A 17,719-nucleotide genomic window follows, 5' to 3' on the forward strand; every position below is an offset into this window, starting at 1 on the left:
GACAAGCAATGACTGCATCGCCGCTCAAGATCGGTTTCGTCGGCCTGGGCATCATGGGCGCGCCCATGGCCGGGCACCTGGCCCGCGCCGGCCACCAGCTCTACGTGCACACGCTGGGCAAGCTGCCCGGCGAGATCGCCGAGACCACCGCCGTGTCCTGCCTGAACGGGCGCGACGTGGCCGAGCGCTCGGACATCGTCTTCATCATGGTGCCGGACACGCCCGACGTGGAGTCCGCGCTGTTCGCGCAGCACGGCATCGCCGCCGGCCTGGCCGAGGGCAAGACCGTGGTCGACATGAGCTCGATCTCGCCGATCGCCACCAAGCGCTTTGCCGAGAAGATCCGCGCGCTGGGCTGCGACTACCTGGACGCGCCGGTCTCCGGTGGCGAGGTCGGCGCCCGCAACGCCACGCTGTCCATCATGGCCGGCGGCGACGAGGCGGTCTTCGCACGCGTGAAACCGCTGTTCGATCTGATGGGCAAGAACATCACCCTGGTGGGCGGCAACGGCGACGGCCAGACCGCCAAGGTGGCCAACCAGATCATCGTGGCCCTGAACATCCAGGCGGTGGCCGAGGCGCTGCTGTTCGCGGCGCGCGCCGGTGCCGACCCGGCGCGCGTGCGCCAGGCGCTGATGGGCGGCTTCGCGTCCAGCAAGATCCTGGAAGTGCACGGCGAGCGCATGATCAAGCGCAGCTTCGATCCGGGCTTTCGCATCGAGCTGCACCAGAAGGACCTGAACCTGGCGCTGTCCAGCGCCCGCGCGCTGGGCGTATCGCTGCCCAACACCGCCACGGCCCAGGAAATGTTCAACGCCTGCGCCGCGCACGGCGGCAAGGCCTGGGATCATTCGGCGCTGGTGCGCGCGCTGGAGAAGCTGGCCAATTTCGAGATCGGCCAGCAGGCCTGAGCCATGCACAGTCCCGACGCCCTGCTGCGCCGCATGTTCGACGCCATGGTCGCCTCCGCCCAGCCGGAGCGCTGCGTGGCCGCGCACCTGCCCACGCCGGACACGCTGCGCGGCGGCCGCGTCATCGTCATCGGCGCCGGCAAGGCCTCGGCGGCGATGGCCCAGGCGGTCGAATCCCGCTGGGACGGGCCGCTGACGGGCCTGGTGGTCACGCGCCACGGCTATGCGGCGCCCTGCGCGCGCATCGAGATCGTCGAGGCCGCCCATCCGGTGCCCGACGAGGCCGGGCTGCGCGCCGCCCTCCGCATGCTGGACCTGGTGAGCGGCTTGCGCCCGGAAGACACCGTGCTGTGCCTGATCTCGGGCGGCGGCTCCGCCCTGCTGCCGCTGCCGCTGGACGGCCTGACGCTGCAGGACAAGCAGGCCGTCAACCGCGCGCTGCTGGCCAGCGGCGCGACCATCAGCGAGATGAACTGCGTGCGGCGCCACCTGTCCGCGATCAAAGGCGGCAGGCTGGCGGCGGCCTGCCATCCGGCGCGGGTCATCACCCTGCTGATGTCCGACGTGCCGGGCGACCGGCCGCTGGACATCGCGTCCGGCCCCACCTGCGCCGATCCCACCACCTGCGCCGACGCGCTGGACATCGCGCAGCGCTACGGCATCGCCCTGCCCGAGGCCGCGCTGGACGCGCTGCGCTCGGGCCGCGCCGAGTCCGTCAAACCCGGCGATCCCCGCCTGGCGCGCGCCGAGATCCGCATGGCGGCCACGCCGCAGATGGCGCTGGAGGCGGCCGCCGCCGTGGCGCGCCAGGCCGGCTACGACGCCCACATCCTCGGCGACGCGCTGGAGGGAGAGGCGCGCGACGTCGGCAAGGTGCTGGCCGGCATCGCGTTGCAGGCCGCCGAGCGCGAACAGCCGTTCCGCCCGCCCTGCGTGCTGCTGTCGGGTGGCGAAACCACCGTGACCGTGCGCGGCCAGGGCAGCGGCGGGCGCAATGTCGAATGCCTGCTGTCGCTGGCGCTGGCGCTGCGCGGCCATCCGCGCATCCACGCCCTGATGGCCGACACCGATGGCGTGGACGGCGCCGAGGACATCGCCGGCGCCCGCATCGGCCCGCAGACGCTGGCGCGCGCCTGGGCGCTGGGCATCAAGCCCGCGCAGGCCCTGGCCGACAACGACGGCCACGGTTTCTTCAAGGCGCTGGGCGCCTCGATCGTGACCGGCGCCACGCGCACCAACGTCAACGATTTCCGCGCCATCCTTATCGACGCGAAGCCCGGCGACCCCTGGCCCGACGTCGCGCAAGCCCCCGCCCCCTCTTCCACGCAGAGAACCTGAGCCATGTCCCTACGCCGCAACCGCCGCGCCAAGATCGTCGCCACGCTGGGTCCGGCCAGCAGCGACCGCGACACCCTCCGCAGCCTGTTCCATGCCGGCGTGGACGTGTTCCGGCTGAACTTCAGCCACGGCAGCGCCGAGGATCATGCGGTCCGCATGGCCATCCTGCGCGAAATCGAGGCCGAGACCGGCCGCCCCATCGGCGTGATGGCCGACCTGCAAGGCCCCAAGCTGCGCGTGGGCACCTTCGCGCAGGGGCCGGCGCAATTGCAGCCCGGCCAGCGCTTCCGCCTGGACCTGGACCCGCGCCCCGGCAACGCCGACCGCGTCTGCCTGCCCCACCCCGAGATCTTCGCCGCGCTGGTGCCCGGCGCCGAGCTGCTGCTGGACGACGGCCGCCTGCGCCTGCGCGTCGACGCCTGCGACGCGGCCAGCGCGGATACCCAGGTGCTGGTGGGCGGACGGCTGTCCGAACGCAAGGGCGTCAACGTGCCGGGCGTGGTGCTGCCGATTTCCGCGCTCACGCCCAAGGACCTGCGCGACCTGGACACGGCGCTGGCGCTGGGCGCCGACTGGATCGCGCTGTCCTTCGTGCAGCGGCCCGAGGACATCATCGAGGCCCGCGAGCGGATCGGTGACCGCGCCCGCATCATCGCCAAGCTGGAGAAACCCTCGGCGGTCGAGCGGCAGGACGAGATCATCGCCCAGGCCGATGCGCTGATGGTGGCGCGCGGCGACCTGGGCGTGGAACTGCCTGCCGAACAGGTGCCCGCGATCCAGAAGCACGCCGTGCGCGGCTGCCGCCGCGCCGGCAAGCCGGTGATCGTCGCCACGCAGATGCTGGAATCCATGATCGAGAGCCCCGTGCCCACGCGCGCCGAGGCCTCCGACGTGGCCACCGCCATCTACGACGGCGCGGACGCCGTCATGCTGTCGGCCGAATCCGCCACCGGCAAGCATCCGCAGACCGCGGTCGCGATGATGAGCCGCATCATCGAGGGCACCGAGGCCGATCCGCAGTACCGCCAGCTGATCGACGCATCGCATTCCCCCGCCGTGCCGGGTCAGTCGGACACGGCCCAGGCCGTGTGCTGCGCGATGCGCCACGCCGCCGCGCTGCTCAAGGCGGCCGCGATCGTCTGCTTCACCAGTTCCGGCGCCACCAGCCTGCGAGCGGCGCGCGAACGGCCCGAGGCGCCGGTGCTCAGCCTCACGCCCAGCCTGGCGGCCGCGCGGCGGCTGACGCTGGTGTGGGGCGTGCATTCCGTGCACGTGGACGACGTGGCCGACATCGCGCAGTCCACCCGCCTGGCCTGCGCCGTGGCGACGCAGGAGCGCTTCTGCAGCGCCGGACAGACGCTGGCGATCATCGCCGGCATGCCCTTCGGCAAGGCCGGCACCACCAACCTGCTGCGCATCGCCACCGCTTGAAAAATCAAATATAAACATGGCTCGCGCCGCGATCCCGCGGCCAGCCAAGGAGACAAGATGGGCTTGACCACGCACGTACTCGACACCATGCACGGGTGTCCCGCGCAGGGCATGGAGGTGGCGCTCTACGCCACCCAGGGCGACGACGCCACGCTGATCCGCCGTTTCGCGCTCAACCACGACGGCCGCAGCGACCAGCCGCTGTACACCGCGCAGGACCTGAAGATCGGCACCTACCGGCTGGTCTTCGACGTGGCCGGCTATTTCAGGCAGCGGGGCGTGGCCCTGCCCGAACCCAACTTCCTGAACCGGGTCAGCCTGGACTTCGGCGTGGCGCACACGGACCAGCACTATCACGTGCCGCTGCTGGTCAGCCCCTGGAGCTACTCCACCTATCGCGGCTCATGACGCCGGGTGGCAGGCGCCCCGGATCAGGGTATTCCTGATGCCGTCGGGACGCCTGCGGGGGTAGTTTTGTCGCCACACTTTGCATACAATTTTCGTATCTTGATCGCAGCGGTGCGGGGTCCGACGGGCCTTGTGCGCGATCTGTTTTCTGCTTACAGCGCCCGCGGTGGTAAGCAGTGCGGCAGAGCCCATGGCCGGCTCTGCCCACTGCGGGAGCGTAAATGGAAGGCTATTACCTGGATTGGGTCAATCTGCTGCTGCGCTGGGCCCACATCATCGCCGCGATCGCCTGGATCGGCGCCTCGTTCTACTTCGTCATGCTGGACAACAGCCTGGAAAAGCCCCGCGACCAGGAGTCACTGGACAAGGGTGTCGGCGGCGAGCAATGGGCGGTGCATGGCGGCGGTTTCTACAACATGCAGAAATACGCGGTACAGCCCAAGCGGCTGCCCGAGCACCTGCACTGGTCGTTCTGGGAAAGCTACAGCACCTGGCTGACCGGCTTCGCGCTGTTCACCGTTTCCTACCTGTGGAACGCCAGCACCTACCTGATAGACCGATCAAAGATGGACTGGCAGCCCGGCACCGCCGTGGCCGTCGCGCTGGCCTTCTTCGTGGTCTTCTGGCTGGTCTACGACGGCATCTGCCGGCTGTTCGGCCGTGGCAGGCACGGCGACGTCGTCGTCGGCGCGCTGGTGGCGGTGTTCATCGCGGCGGCCTCGTGGCTGGCCTGTCACTGGTTCGCCGGCCGCGCCGCCTTCCTGCTGGTGGGCGCCATGATGGCCACCACCATGAGCGCCAACGTGTTCTTCTGGATCATTCCCGGCCAGCGCAAGAACGTGGCCGCGATGAAGGCCGGCCTGCCGGTGGACCCGGTGCACGGCCAGCGCGGCAAGCAGCGCAGCGTGCACAACACCTATTTCACGCTGCCGGTGGTGTTCGCCATGATGAGCAACCACTACAGCGTCACCTACACCCATCCGCAGAACTGGCTGGTGCTGCTGCTGATCATGCTGGGCGGCGCGGCCGTGCGCCAGTTCTTCGTGGTGCGCCACCGCTTCAAGCTGGGCAACGCCCGCAATCCGCTGGGCTATGCGCTGCTGGGCGTCGCCGTGCTGGGCCTGACGCTGATGTGGATGCGCCCCGAGCCGCGCCCCGAGATCCGCGCCGACCGTCCCGCCCCGGCCCCATCGGCCGCCGCGACGCTGGCCGCGTCCGTGGTGCCGCCGGCGGCCGCCGCCCCTGCCCCCGGCGCGGATTTCGGGCGGGTGCAGAAGGTGGTGGAACAGCGCTGCCTGCTGTGCCACGGCGCGCAGGTGCAGATGAAGAACGTGCGCCTGGACTCGCCCCAGGAGATCGCCAGCCACGCGCAGGCCATCTACCAGCAGGTGGTGGTGTCGCGCGTGATGCCGATGAGCAATTCCACCGGCATGACCGACGACGAACGCGCGCTGATCGACACCTGGTTCAAGGCGGGCGCGCCCACGCGCTAGGCCCGCCGGCGGGAACGGCCTGTTGCCGCTCCCGTTCTGCCCGCGCCCCTTCAATCCTTCCTCCCTCGCCTCCATGCACACCTACGACGCCACGCTGCCCTACCCCCGCGACCTGGCCGGCTACGGCCGCCATCCGCCGCACGCGCGCTGGCCGGGCGGCGCGCGTATCGCCGTGCAGTTCGTATTGAACTACGAGGAAGGCGGCGAGAACTCGGTGCTGCACGGCGACCCGGGCTCCGAGCAATTCCTGTCCGAGATGTTCAATCCGGCCAGCTACCCGGACCGCCACCTGTCCATGGAAAGCATCTACGAATACGGCTCGCGCGCCGGCGTCTGGCGCATCCTGCGCGAGTTCGAGAAGCGGCGGCTGCCGCTGACGGTGTTCGGCGTGGGCATGGCCTTGCAGCGCCATCCCGAGCTGGCCTCGGCCTGCGTCGAGCTGGGCCACGAGATCGCCTGCCACGGCTGGCGCTGGGTGCATTACCAGGACGTGGACGAGGCCACCGAGCGCGAACACATGTTCCTGGGCATGCAGGCCATCGAGCAGCTGACCGGCGCGCGCCCGCTGGGCTGGTACACCGGCCGCGACAGCCCGCGCACGCGCCGGCTGGTGGCCGACTACGGCGGCTTCGAATACGACAGCGACTACTACGGCGACGACCTGCCCTTCTGGATGCAGGTGCGCAGGAGCGACGGCAAGGTCGTGCCGCAGCTGATCGTGCCCTACACGCTGGACTGCAACGACATGCGCTTCGCGCTGCCGCAGGGCTATTCCCACGCCGAGCCCTTCTTCCAGTACCTGAAGGACAGCTTCGACGCGCTCTACGCCGAAGGCGACGAGGCTCCCAAGATGCTCAGCATCGGCATGCATTGCCGCCTGCTGGGCCGGCCGGGCCGCATCGTGGCGCTGCAGCGCTTCCTGGACTACATCGCGGCGCGCGACCGCGTCTGGATCTGCCGCCGGCTGGACATCGCCCGGCACTGGCGCGCCATCCATCCCTTCCCCTCCACCCGTTGATGTCGACTCCGACCCACATGGCCTACACCCTGGAACAGCTCAATGCCGCCACGACCGACGAGGCCGTGGCCATGCTCGACGGCCTGTACGAGCATTCGCCCTGGATCGCCCGGCAGGCCCTGGCCGCGCGGCCGTTCCGTTCGCTGCCGCAGTTGCAGGACGCGCTGCGGCGCGTGCTGGACGAGGCCGACGCCGAGGCCGGCCTGGCGCTGATCCGCGCCCACCCGGAGCTGGCCGGCCGCGCCATGCAGGACAACAGCCTGACGACCGAATCCACCAATGAGCAGGACAAGGCCGGCCTGACCCATTGCTCGCCCGAGGAACTGGCGCGGCTGCGGCAGCTCAACGCCGACTATCTGGCCCGCTTCGGCTTTCCTTTCATCCTGGCCGTGCGCGGTCCGCGCGGCATCGGCCTGACGCGCGGCCAGATCATCGCCACCTTCGAGCGCCGGCTGGACAATCCGCCCGACGTCGAATTCCGCGAGGCGCTGCGCAACATCCACCGCATCGTCGAGATCCGCCTGGCCGACAAGTTCGGCCTGGACCTGAGCCTGGGCAACGACATCTGGGACTGGCATGAGCGGCTCAGCGTCCACAGCGATCCGGGCTACGCCGAACAGGGCCAGCTCACCGTCACCTACCTGACGGACGCGCACCGCGCCTGCGCCCAGCGCATCAGCCACTGGATGCGCGACTGCGGCTTCGACGAAGTCGAGATCGACGCCGTCGGCAACGTGGTCGGCCGCTACCGCGCCGAGCGGTCCGACGCCGCCACGCTGATGACCGGCAGCCACTACGACACGGTGCGCAACGGCGGCAAGTACGACGGCCGGCTGGGCATCTTCGTGCCCATGGCGTGCGTGCGGGAACTGCATCGCCTGGGCCGCCGCCTGCCGTATCACCTGGAAGTGATCGGCTTCGCCGAGGAGGAAGGCCAGCGCTACGCCGCCACCTTCCTGGGCTCGGGCGCGCTGGTCGGCGACTTCAAGCCGGAATGGCTGGACCAGCGCGACGCCCAGGGCATCACGATGCGCGAAGCCATGCAGCACGCCGGCCTGTGCATCGACGACATCCCCACGCTGCGGCGCGATCCCGCGCGCTACCTGGGTTTCGTCGAAGTGCACATCGAACAAGGCCCGGTGCTGTTCGAGATGGGCCTGCCGCTGGGCGTGGTCACCTCGATCAACGGCAGCGTGCGCTACCGGGGCCGCATCGTCGGCATGGCCAGCCATGCCGGCACCACGCCCATGGACCGCCGGCGCGACGCGGCCGCCGCCACGGCCGAGCTGGCCCTGTACCTGGAGCGGCGCGCGGCGAGCGACGGCGATTCGGTCGGCACCATGGGCATGCTGGACGTGCCCAACGGCTCGATCAACGTGGTGCCCGGCGAATGCCGCTTCAGCCTGGACCTGCGCGCGCCCGGCAACGCCCAGCGCGACGCGCTGGCGACCGACGTGTTGGCCGAGCTGGCCGCCATCTGCCAGCGCCGCGGCCTGCGCTGCGAACTGGAAGAGACCCTGCGCGCCGCCGCCGCGCCCAGCGCGCCGGCCTGGCAGGCGCGCTGGGAACGCGCGGTCGAGGCGCTGGGCCTGCCCGTGCACCGCATGCCCAGCGGCGCCGGCCACGACGCCATGAAGCTGCACGAAGCCATGCCGCAAGCCATGCTGTTCGTGCGCGGCCAGAATTTCGGCATCAGCCACAACCCGCTCGAATCCACCACCGCCGACGACATGCAGCTGGCGGCACAGGCCCTGCGCCACCTGCTCGATGCGCTGGCGCATGAGATGACACGTTGAACCCGGAGACACACAAGATGACAGACTATTCGAAACTCGACGCCTGGGTGGACGCCCACTTCGACGAGGAAGTGCTCTTCCTGCAGGAGCTGGTGCGCGTGCCCACCGACACCCCGCCGGGCAACAATGCCCCGCACGCCGAGCGCACCGCCGAACTGCTGCGGGCCTTCGGCATGCAGGCCGAGGCCCACCCCGTGCCCGAGCAGGAAGTGCGCGACTACGGCCTGCAATCGATCACCAACCTGATCGTGCGGCGCGAGTACGGCCCTGGCCGCCGCGTGGCCCTGAACGCCCACGGCGACGTGGTGCCGCCCGGCGAAGGATGGCGCCGCGATCCCTACGGCGCCCAGATCGAGGACGGCAATCTGTACGGCCGCGCCGCGGCCGTCAGCAAGAGCGACTTCGCCAGCTTCACCTTCGCCGTGCGCGCGCTGGAGGCCGTGGCCGCGCCCCGCCATGGCGCGGTCGAGCTGCATTTCACCTACGACGAGGAATTCGGCGGCCTGCTGGGACCGGGCTGGCTGCTGCGCCAGGGGCTGACCAGGCCCGACCTGCTGATCGCGGCCGGCTTCAGCTACGCCGTGGTGTCGGCGCACAACGGCTGCCTGCAGATGGAAGTCACCGTGCACGGCGAAATGGCGCACGCGGCCGTGCCCGAGACCGGCGTGGACGCGCTGCAGGGCGCGGTCCGGATCCTGAACGCGCTGTACGCGCAGAACGCGCGCTATCGCGAGGTCCGCTCGCAGGTGCCGGGCATCACCCACCCCTACCTGAACGTCGGCCGCATCGAAGGCGGCACCAACACCAACGTGGTGCCCGGCAAGGTCAGCTTCAAGCTGGACCGCCGCATGATCCCCGAGGAAAACGCCGCCGAGGTGGAAGCCGACATCCACCGCGTCATCGAAGACGCCGCCGCGACCTTTCCCGGCATCCGCGTCGAGATCAAGCGGCTGCTGCTGGCCAACGCCATGCGTCCGCTGCCCGGCAACAAGCCGCTGGTGGACGCCATCCAGCGGCACGGCCGGGAGATCTTCGGCGAGGACATCCCGGCGCTGGGCACCCCGCTCTACACCGACGTGCGGCTGTACGCCGAGGCCGGCATCCCCGGCGTGATCTATGGCGCCGGCCCGCGCACGGTGCTGGAGTCGCACGCCAAGCGCAACGACGAACGCGTGGCGCTGGAAGACCTGCGCCGCGCCACCAAGGTCATCGCCCGCGCGCTGGCCGACCTGCTGCAGCCGCAGTAGCGCCCGCCCCAGCCTTGATCCGCGCCCCGCAGGCCCGCCGGCCGCGGGCGCGCGCAGCATCCCGCAGTCCAGCATCGAATTCCCATTTCCGCATATACAAACCAAGCCAGCCAGAAGTCAGACTAGGCACATACGTAACGCAGCAGTTGTATCCACCAGGAGACCACGCATGCCGTCCACGCCGTCCGCTTACTCCCAGGGGTGTCCGCCAGACCGGCATCCCGTCGACCAACGCCTTCCCAATATCAAGCTCGCCGCCCTGGGCCTGCAGCACGTGCTCGTGATGTACGCGGGCGCCGTCGCGGTGCCGCTCATCATCGGCCGGGCGCTGCAGCTCAGCGCCGAGGAAGTGGCCATGCTGATCTCCGCCGACCTGTTCTGTTGCGGGCTGATCACGCTGATCCAGACGCTGGGCGCCACGCGCTGGTTCGGCATCCAGCTGCCCGTCATGATGGGCGTCACCTTCGCCTCGGTCGCGCCCATGGCGGCCATGGCCACGGCCGAGCCGGGGCCGGCGGGCGCGCAGCTGCTGTTCGGCTCCATCATCGGCGCGGGCGTGGTGTCCATCCTGATCGCGCCCGCCGTCAGCCGCATGCTGCGCTTCTTTCCACCCGTGGTCACCGGCACCATCATCGCCGTCATCGGCATCACGCTGATGCGCGTGGGCATCAACTGGATCTTCGGCAACCCCGTCGGCCCGACCGCGCCCGCCATCGTCGACCCGGCCTACGCCAAGTGGCTGGCCGACGTGACCGCGCCCGGCGGCCAGGCGCCGCCCCTGCCGCAGGGCTTCGCCATCCAGCCCTCGGTGCCCAACCCGAAGTACGCCGACCCGGTCGGCCTGGGCATCGCCGGCGTGGTGCTGCTGTCCATCCTGCTGATCGTCAAGTACGCGCGCGGCTTCGTCGCCAATATCTCGGTGCTGCTGGGCATCGTGGTCGGCGCCATCGCCGCCTCGGCCGCCGGCATCATGACCTTCGAGAAAATGGACCAGGCCGCCTGGTTCGACATCGTGCTGCCCTTCCACTTCGGCATGCCCCGCTTCGACATCATGATGATCCTGACCATGTCGCTGATCATGGTGGTGGTGATGATCGAGTCCACCGGCATGTTCCTGGCGCTGGGCTCCATGACGTCGCGCGAAATCACCCAGAAGGACCTGGCCCGGGGCCTGCGCACCGACGGCCTGGGCACGCTGCTGGGCGGCATCTTCAACACCTTCCCGTACACCAGCTTCTCGCAGAACGTGGGGCTGGTCGCGGTGACCGGCGTCAAGAGCCGCTATGTCTGCGCCGCCGGCGGGCTGATCCTGCTGGTGCTGGGCCTGCTGCCCAAGATCGCCGCGCTGGTCGAGTCGCTGCCCACCGTGGTGCTGGGCGGCGCCGGCATCGTCATGTTCGGCATGGTCGCGGCCACCGGCATCCGCATTCTCTCGGGCGTGGACTTCAAGACCAACCGCAACAACGCCATGATCGTGGCGGTCTCGATCGGCATCGGCATGGTGCCGCTGATCGCACCCCACTTCAAGCAATGGATGCCGCATTCCCTGCATCCGCTGGTGGAGTCCGGCATCCTGCTGTCGTCGGTGACGGCGGTGCTGCTGAACCTGTTCCTGAACGGCGCGCAGCACGATGAACGCGCGGTGATCGCGGCGGCGAGCCAGGCGGAGAGTCATTGAAGGGGTGAGCCGCCAGGTGTGCCGTAGCTGGCATACCGCCAACGGCACTCTCATGACGTTTCATCTCCATTTACGGCCCGTCGCGGATTTGGTCCGACAATCGGTGGAGCTGGACGCATGTGAATTGAGAGTTTGCTTGCATATTGATAAAATGCAAGAAAATCCATCAATTGGAGGATTTGAAACATGCCATCCGTGACCATCCGTAATGTACCGGACGAGGTACATCGCGCCATCCGCGTGCGAGCCGCTCAACACGGGCACAGCATCGAAGCGGAAATGCGAGACATCCTGGAAAGCGCTGTAAAGCCGGCTGGCCGGGTCAAGTTGGGTTCCCTGCTGTCCGAGATCGGACGCAAGGTCAAACTGACCGAAGAAGAGCTCGCCCTTTTCGACAGCGGGCACGACCAGGCGCCAGCCCGAGCAGCGAGTTTTGAATGATCCTGCTCGATACGAACGTCATTTCGGAACCGCTGCGCCCCTCACCCGAGACTCGTGTCATTGATTGGATAGACGCGCAGCCGCTGGAAACGTTGTACCTGTCAGCCATCACTGTCGCCGAACTGCGTGCGGGCATCGCGCTGATGCCTGCAGGCAAGCGCCGTACCGCGCTGCACGAGCACATCGAAAAACGCGTATTGCCGATGTTTGCCGGGCGCGTCCTGCCGTTCGATATGGCCTGCACGAATGCCTACGCCGAACTGATAACAAAGGTGCGCGAGGCAGGAAGCGGCATCCAGACCGCCGACGCCTGCATCGCGGCGGTCGCGCTTGCCAACGGATTTGCCGTTGCCACGCGCGACACCAACCCCTTCCTGGCCGCTGGCCTGGACGTTATCGATCCTTGGGAGCACGCATAGGGCCCAGGTCGCGCAAACGCGACCTCCCGCCCTACGCGTCCCTGGTCACCCGCAAGATCTCCTCCGGCGACGTCCGCCCCTCATCCACCCAGCGCTGCCCGTCTTCCCGCATGCTGCGCATGCCGGCGGCCGTGGCCGCGATCCGCAGTTCGCGCTCGTCGCGGCCCTCGTGGATCAGGCGGCGGGCCTCGTCGTCCACGCTGAACAGCTCGTGGATGCCCGAGCGGCCGCTGTAGCCGGTGTGGTTGCAGGCGGCACAGCCGACCGGATGGTAGACGCGGCGGCCTTCATGCTCGGCCGGCTGCTTGCAGGCCGGGCACAGCTGGCGCACCAGGCGCTGGGCCAGCACGCCCAGCAGCGACGAGGCCAGCAGGAACGGCTCCACGCCCATATCGGTCAGGCGGGTGACGGCGGACACGGCGTCGTTGGTGTGCAGCGTGGCCAGCACCAGGTGGCCAGTGAGCGAGGCCTGCACCGCGATCTGCGCGGTTTCCAGGTCGCGGATCTCGCCGATCATGATGACGTCGGGATCCTGCCGCAGGATGGCCCGCAGCGCCAGCGCGAAGCTCATGTCGATCTTGGCGTTGACCTGGGTCTGGCTGATGCCGGGCAGGTCGTACTCGATCGGATCCTCGACGGTGAGGATGTTGCTGGTGGACGCGTCCAGCCGGCTCAGCGCGGCGTACAGCGTGGTGGTCTTGCCGCTGCCGGTGGGGCCGGTGACCAGCACGATGCCGTGCGGCTGGCGGATCAGGCGGTCCAGCCGCTCCAGCACCCCGGCGCTCATGCCCAGGCGTTCGAGCTTGAGCCGGCCGGCTTCCTTGTCCAGCAGGCGCAGCACGGCGCGCTCGCCATGGCCGGTGGGCAAGGTGGACACGCGCACGTCGATGGGCCGTCCGCCCACGCGCAGCGCGATGCGGCCGTCCTGCGGCAGGCGCTTCTCGGCGATGTCCAGGTGCGCCATGATCTTGATGCGCGAGATCAGCGCGGCATGCAGCCCCTTGCGCGGGCTGACCACGTCGCGCAGCGTGCCGTCGACGCGGTAGCGCACCACCGAATGGGTCTCGAAGGGCTCGATGTGGATATCGCTGGCGCCGTCGCGCGCGGCCTGGGCGAACAGCGCGTTGATCATGCGGATGACGGGCGCGTCGTCCTGGGCCTCCAGCAGGTCGGCCACCTCGGGCATGTCCTGCAGCAACCGGTCCAGGTCGATCTCGTTCTCGGCCACGCCCATGACCGAGGCGGCATCCTCGGCATGGCTGTAGGCCGCCGTCAGCAGCGTTTCCAGCGCCTCGTCCTCGACCTGCGCCACCTCCACGTCGCCGTGGCAGCGGCGGATCTCGCGCAGCGCCCATTGCGGCGTGCGCGGGCTGACCGTCAGCTGGGCGCGGCCGCCGCGCAGCGACAGCACGGCGCGCTGGGCGCGCGCCCAGGCATAGGGCAAGGGATGGGCGCTCATGCGGCCGCTCCCGCCGCTTGCAAGGCGGCGCTCATAGGTGCGACACCACTTCGCTCTTGTAGCCCAGCTCGCGCAACAGGCGGGTGGCGGTGGACACGGTGCCCGGATCCTTGGCGACCTGGCTGCGCACCACATAGCCCATGCCGCCGGGACCGGCCTGCACATAGGCCTGCAGGCCGCTGCCGCGCACGCGCTGGGCGATGCGCTCGGCGTCGGACTGCGAGTCCACCGAGGCGAATTGCAGCGTGGCGCTGGACTTGTCGGCCTCGCCATACAGCGAGGCGGGGTCGCGCGCCACGCTCACGCCCAGCGGCATGCTGACGCGGAACGGCATCGCCGGATCGCTGGTCTGGCGCGCGGCCGGGTACTGGCGCACGGCGAAGGACTCCACCGTCGCGGGCGGCGGGCGGCGCATGGTCTCGGCCAGGTTCTCCGGCCGCATGTCGTAGGCATTGCCCGACACCGACGGCGCCGAGCCCGGCGCCGTCAGCATGGGCGCCTGCTGGTTGGGCAGCAGCCAATGATCGCCCGGCTGCGCGCCCGCCTGGGCGCGGCGCATGTAGTCATAGCGATCCATGGTGACGCCGGCGGCGCGGTTGGCGTCGCGCATCACGTAGGGGCGCAGGAACACCATCAGGTTGGTCTTGGTGCGCTTGCGGCTGTCGTAGCGGAACAGGTTGCCCAGCACCGGGATGGCGCTCAGGCCCGGCACGGCGTTGGAGCTGAGCGTGACGCTGTCTTCCAGCAGGCCGCCGAGCACGATGATCTGGCCGTCGTCGACCAGCACGCTGGTGTCGATGGCGCGCTTGTTGGTGACGATGCCGTTGGTGATGGAGGAACGGCTTTCGTCGATGCTGCTGACTTCCTGGTAGATGTCCAGCTTGACCGTGCCGCCTTCGGAGATCTGCGGGCGGATGTTCAGCTTCAGGCCCACGTCCTCGCGCTCGATGGTCTGGAACGGGTTGTTGCTGCCGTTGCTGCCGTTGGTGACGTACTGGCCGGTCACGAAGGGCACGGTCTTGCCGACCAGGATGCTGGCGGACTGGTTGTCCAGCGTCAGCAGGTTCGGCGTGGACAGGATGTTGGCCTCGCCGGTGTTCTGCATGGCGCGCGCCAGCACGCCCAGGTTGATGACCTTGTTGCCCAGCACGTCGACCGTGCCCTTGACCACGCCCAGCGTCATGCCGCCGCCCAGCGCGTCGATCGAGGTCGGCCCCTTGCCGGACAGGCCGCTGCCGCCCAGGTTGGTGCCGCCGATGAAGCTGGTGCCGCCGCCGTTGATGTTGCCGGCGCCGGTCATCCACTGGATGCCAAACTCGGCCGCCTTGGCCTCGCTGACTTCCACGATCAGGCTTTCCACCAGCACCTGCGCGCGGCGCTGGTCGAGCTGGTCGATCACTTCGCGCAGGCTGCGGTAGAGCGGCTCGGGCGCGGAGATGATCAGCGAGTTGGTGGCCGGATCGGCCTGGATCGTGGCGCCGCCGGCGGAATACGACACCGCCTGGTTGCCATTGTCGTCGCGCGCGATGCGGTCCTGTTCGCCCGACAGCCCGCCCTTGCTGGACGAAGTGGACGAGGACGCTCCCGTCCCCTGCTGGTTGCCCTGGTTCATGGACGTGCGCTGGGCGCGCGCGCCGCCGCCCTGCGCGCCCGGCGCGGTCGCGCCTTGCGGGGCCCCGGCGCCGGTGGCGGCATTGGCCTGCCCGGTCAGCAGGCCGCCCAGCACCTCGGCGATGCGGGTGGCCTGGGCGTTGCGCATGTAGACCACATGCAGGTTGCCGCCGCGGTTCTGCTGCGCGTCCAGCTTCTGGATCAGCTCGCGGGCCAGCTTGGTGCGCGCGGGACTGCCGGCGCGCACCAGCACGCTGTTGCTGCGCGGGTCCGCCACCACCGCGATGCGCTGGGTCGGGTCATTGCCCTGCGTATCCAGCAGCTGCGAGGCCAGCACCGCGATATCGGATGCGATGCCCGAGCGCACCGGCACCACGTCGGTGTCGATGGAGCTGGGCACGTCGATGCGGGCGATCACCGCCGCGATGCGCTCCAGGTTGTCGGCGTAGTCGGTCACCACCAGCGTGTTGTTGCCGGGATAGGCGTTGACCGGGTTGTTGGGCGGCACCATCGGGCGCAGCACCGGCACCAGGTTGGCGGCGTTCTCGTACTTGAGCGGGAACACGCGGGTCAGCATCTCGCCGCCGCCGCCCGCGCCGCGCGCGAAGCTGGATACCGAGACCGGCGCGCCCTTGGCCGCCGGACGCGGATCGCCGACCACCGCGCTGCCCTGCAGCTTGGCATCGGCTTCGGGCACCACGCGGGTCACGCCGTCCACGTCGACGATGGCGAAGCCCTGCAGGCGCAGCGCGCCGGTCAGCATGGACAGCGCCTGGTTGCTGTCCACCGGACGGTCCGAGACCAGCGTGAGCTTGCCCTTGACGCGAGGGTCCACCAGGAAGTTGCGCTGCGTGAAGAGCGACAGCGCGCGCAGCACCGCGGGAATATCGGTATCCACGAAATTCAGGCTGACACGATTGTCGGCCTGTTGAGCGTAGGCGGGGCTGGCCGCCGGCCCGATCTGGCTGGCGGCCAACAGGACCGCCAGACTGAGTTGCACGAATTGACGCATGTCGTAGGTGTGCCCGGGATGTGTACCAAAGACGTGAAATCGTGTGAAAGAAAGTGAATTCGCGTCGTAGTATACGGGGTGACAATGCAACACTACAGTCATATTCCGGAGGCAAGGTGGCGGCCTGAAAACCCAATGAATTCAAGATCCTCCGATCAGCCATCGATTCCGAAAACAGAATCCGCACCATGCCATCCTTTCGTTACGAAGCGACTGACGCGCTCGGAAAAATCGTGCGCGGCACGATCGAGGCCGACACCGAGCGCGGCGCCCGCAACCAGCTGCGCGGCCGCGGCCTGCTGCCGCTGTCCACCGCCCCCGCCGCGCGCGCCGAGGGCCTGGGCGGCGCCTTGCGCGCGCGCCTGTCCGATGCCGACCTGGCCTGGCTGACGCGCCAGCTGGCCAGCCTGCTGGCCGCGCGCCTGCCGCTGGACGCGGCGCTCAGCGCCACGCTGGACCAGGCCGAGAAGAAACACATCGCCACGGTGCTGCTGGGCGTGCGCGACGACGTGCGCGCCGGCCACAAGCTGTCGGCGGCGCTGGCCGCAAGGCCGCGCGACTTCCCGGAGATCTATCGCGCGCTGATCGGCGCCGGCGAGGAATCCGGCGACCTGGCGCAGGTGATGGAAAAGCTGGCCGACTACATCGAGGAACGCAACGCGCTGCGCGGCAAGGTGATGACGGCCTTCATCTATCCCGTCGTGGTGGCCTGCGTGTCGGTGATCATCGTGGTGTTCCTGCTGGGCTATGTGGTGCCGCAGGTGGTGTCGGCCTTCAGCCACGCCAAACAGCAGCTGCCCATGCTGACCCGCGTCATGCTGGCGCTGTCGGACTATGTGCGCGAATGGGGCCTGGCCACCGGCGCGGCCCTGGTCGCCGCCTTCGCGCTGTGGCGCTACGCGCTGCGCGCGCCGGCGGCGCGCACCGCCTGGCATGCGCGCGTGCTGCGCCTGCCGCTGGTCGGCCGTTTCGTGCTGGGCGTGAACGCGGCGCGCTTCGCGTCCACGCTGTCCATCCTGTGCGGCAGCGGCGTGGCGCTGTTGACCTCGCTGGAGGCCGCGCGCCGCACCTTGAGCAACGAAGTGCTGCGCCAGGCCGTGGACGAGGCCTCGGCGCGCGTGCGCGAAGGCGCGCCGCTATCGACCGCGCTGGGCGCGCAGAAGGTGTTTCCCAGCCTGCTGGTGCACCTGATCGGCAGCGGCGAAAAGACCGGCCAGCTGCCCGAACTGCTTGATCGCGGCGCGCGCAACCTGTCGCGCGACCTGGAGCGGCGCGCCATGGCCATGACGGCGCTGCTGGAGCCGGCGCTGATCCTGGTGATGGGCGGTTTCGTGCTGCTGATCGTGCTGGCGGTGATGATGCCGATCCTGGAGATGAACCAGCTGATCCGCTAGGCGCGACGTTGCCGCATGACCGGCATGGCGCGCCGCCTGGATGCCCGTCACGTCATCCAGGCG

The 17,719-nt window shown here is 69.4% G+C and carries 14 protein-coding genes; 12 read left to right on the forward strand and 2 right to left on the reverse strand.

Annotated features, from left to right (window positions below; translation table 11 throughout):
* Positions 1-8: 8 nt before the first annotated feature.
* The 11 genes from glxR to AC6LJ9_RS22340 all read left to right on the forward strand — a co-directional run bounded on the left by glxR (position 9) and on the right by AC6LJ9_RS22340 (position 12,180).
* Positions 9-911, forward strand: a complete 903-nt coding sequence (gene glxR, locus AC6LJ9_RS22290; protein WP_498149237.1) for a 2-hydroxy-3-oxopropionate reductase — start codon at positions 9-11, stop codon at positions 909-911.
* A 3-nt stretch (positions 912-914) separates the two neighbouring features.
* Positions 915-2,249, forward strand: coding sequence for a glycerate kinase type-2 family protein (locus AC6LJ9_RS22295; protein WP_498149238.1), 1,335 nt, complete (start codon positions 915-917; stop codon positions 2,247-2,249).
* 3 nt (positions 2,250-2,252) lie between these two features.
* Positions 2,253-3,680 carry a pyruvate kinase gene (gene pyk, locus AC6LJ9_RS22300; RefSeq protein ID WP_498149239.1) on the forward strand — a complete coding sequence of 476 codons (1,428 nt, stop codon included), beginning with the start codon at positions 2,253-2,255 and terminating at the stop codon, positions 3,678-3,680.
* A 57-nt stretch (positions 3,681-3,737) separates the two neighbouring features.
* The gene (uraH, locus tag AC6LJ9_RS22305) at positions 3,738-4,088 is read left to right on the forward strand and encodes a hydroxyisourate hydrolase (protein ID WP_212322525.1); all 351 of its coding nucleotides are present in this window, start codon (positions 3,738-3,740) and stop codon (positions 4,086-4,088) included.
* Between the two features lie 221 nt (positions 4,089-4,309).
* Entirely contained in the window at positions 4,310-5,581 is a 1,272-nt protein-coding gene (locus AC6LJ9_RS22310; RefSeq protein WP_498149240.1) for a urate hydroxylase PuuD, read from the forward strand.
* Positions 5,582-5,654: 73 nt separating this feature from the next.
* Complete coding sequence (gene puuE / locus AC6LJ9_RS22315) at positions 5,655-6,599, forward strand: allantoinase PuuE (protein ID WP_498149241.1); 945 nt, start codon at positions 5,655-5,657, stop codon at positions 6,597-6,599.
* Between the two features lie 17 nt (positions 6,600-6,616).
* Positions 6,617-8,395 (forward strand): 2-oxo-4-hydroxy-4-carboxy-5-ureidoimidazoline decarboxylase, encoded by a 1,779-nt coding sequence (gene uraD, locus AC6LJ9_RS22320; protein WP_498149248.1) that lies wholly within the window; start codon positions 6,617-6,619, stop codon positions 8,393-8,395.
* Positions 8,396-8,412: 17 nt separating this feature from the next.
* On the forward strand, positions 8,413-9,642 hold the full coding sequence (locus tag AC6LJ9_RS22325) for a M20 family metallopeptidase (protein WP_498149242.1): 1,230 nt from the start codon (positions 8,413-8,415) through the stop codon (positions 9,640-9,642).
* 169 nt (positions 9,643-9,811) lie between these two features.
* Positions 9,812-11,320 (forward strand): nucleobase:cation symporter-2 family protein, encoded by a 1,509-nt coding sequence (locus AC6LJ9_RS22330; protein WP_212321127.1) that lies wholly within the window; start codon positions 9,812-9,814, stop codon positions 11,318-11,320.
* Between the two features lie 186 nt (positions 11,321-11,506).
* Positions 11,507-11,761, forward strand: coding sequence for a FitA-like ribbon-helix-helix domain-containing protein (locus tag AC6LJ9_RS22335; protein WP_498149243.1), 255 nt, complete (start codon positions 11,507-11,509; stop codon positions 11,759-11,761).
* Positions 11,758-12,180: a type II toxin-antitoxin system VapC family toxin gene (locus AC6LJ9_RS22340; RefSeq protein ID WP_498149244.1), complete on the forward strand. Its 423-nt coding sequence runs from the start codon at positions 11,758-11,760 to the stop codon at positions 12,178-12,180. The genes AC6LJ9_RS22335 and AC6LJ9_RS22340 overlap by 4 nt, the downstream gene beginning before the upstream one ends.
* A gap of 31 nt (positions 12,181-12,211) precedes the next feature.
* On the opposite strand, the gene gspE is transcribed toward AC6LJ9_RS22340, so the two are convergent.
* Both gspE and gspD read right to left on the reverse strand, forming a co-directional pair.
* Complete coding sequence (gspE, locus tag AC6LJ9_RS22345) at positions 12,212-13,639, reverse strand: type II secretion system ATPase GspE (protein WP_498149245.1); 1,428 nt, start codon at positions 13,637-13,639, stop codon at positions 12,212-12,214.
* Between the two features lie 31 nt (positions 13,640-13,670).
* Positions 13,671-16,262 carry a type II secretion system secretin GspD gene (gspD, locus tag AC6LJ9_RS22350; RefSeq protein WP_498149246.1) on the reverse strand — a complete coding sequence of 864 codons (2,592 nt, stop codon included), beginning with the start codon at positions 16,260-16,262 and terminating at the stop codon, positions 13,671-13,673.
* Between the two features lie 188 nt (positions 16,263-16,450).
* Between gspD and gspF the strand changes: the two genes are divergently transcribed.
* On the forward strand, positions 16,451-17,656 hold the full coding sequence (gene gspF, locus AC6LJ9_RS22355; RefSeq protein WP_498149247.1) for a type II secretion system inner membrane protein GspF: 1,206 nt from the start codon (positions 16,451-16,453) through the stop codon (positions 17,654-17,656).
* Positions 17,657-17,719 lie beyond the last annotated feature (63 nt).

The organism is Achromobacter sp. 1011811831 (assembly GCF_059760905.1).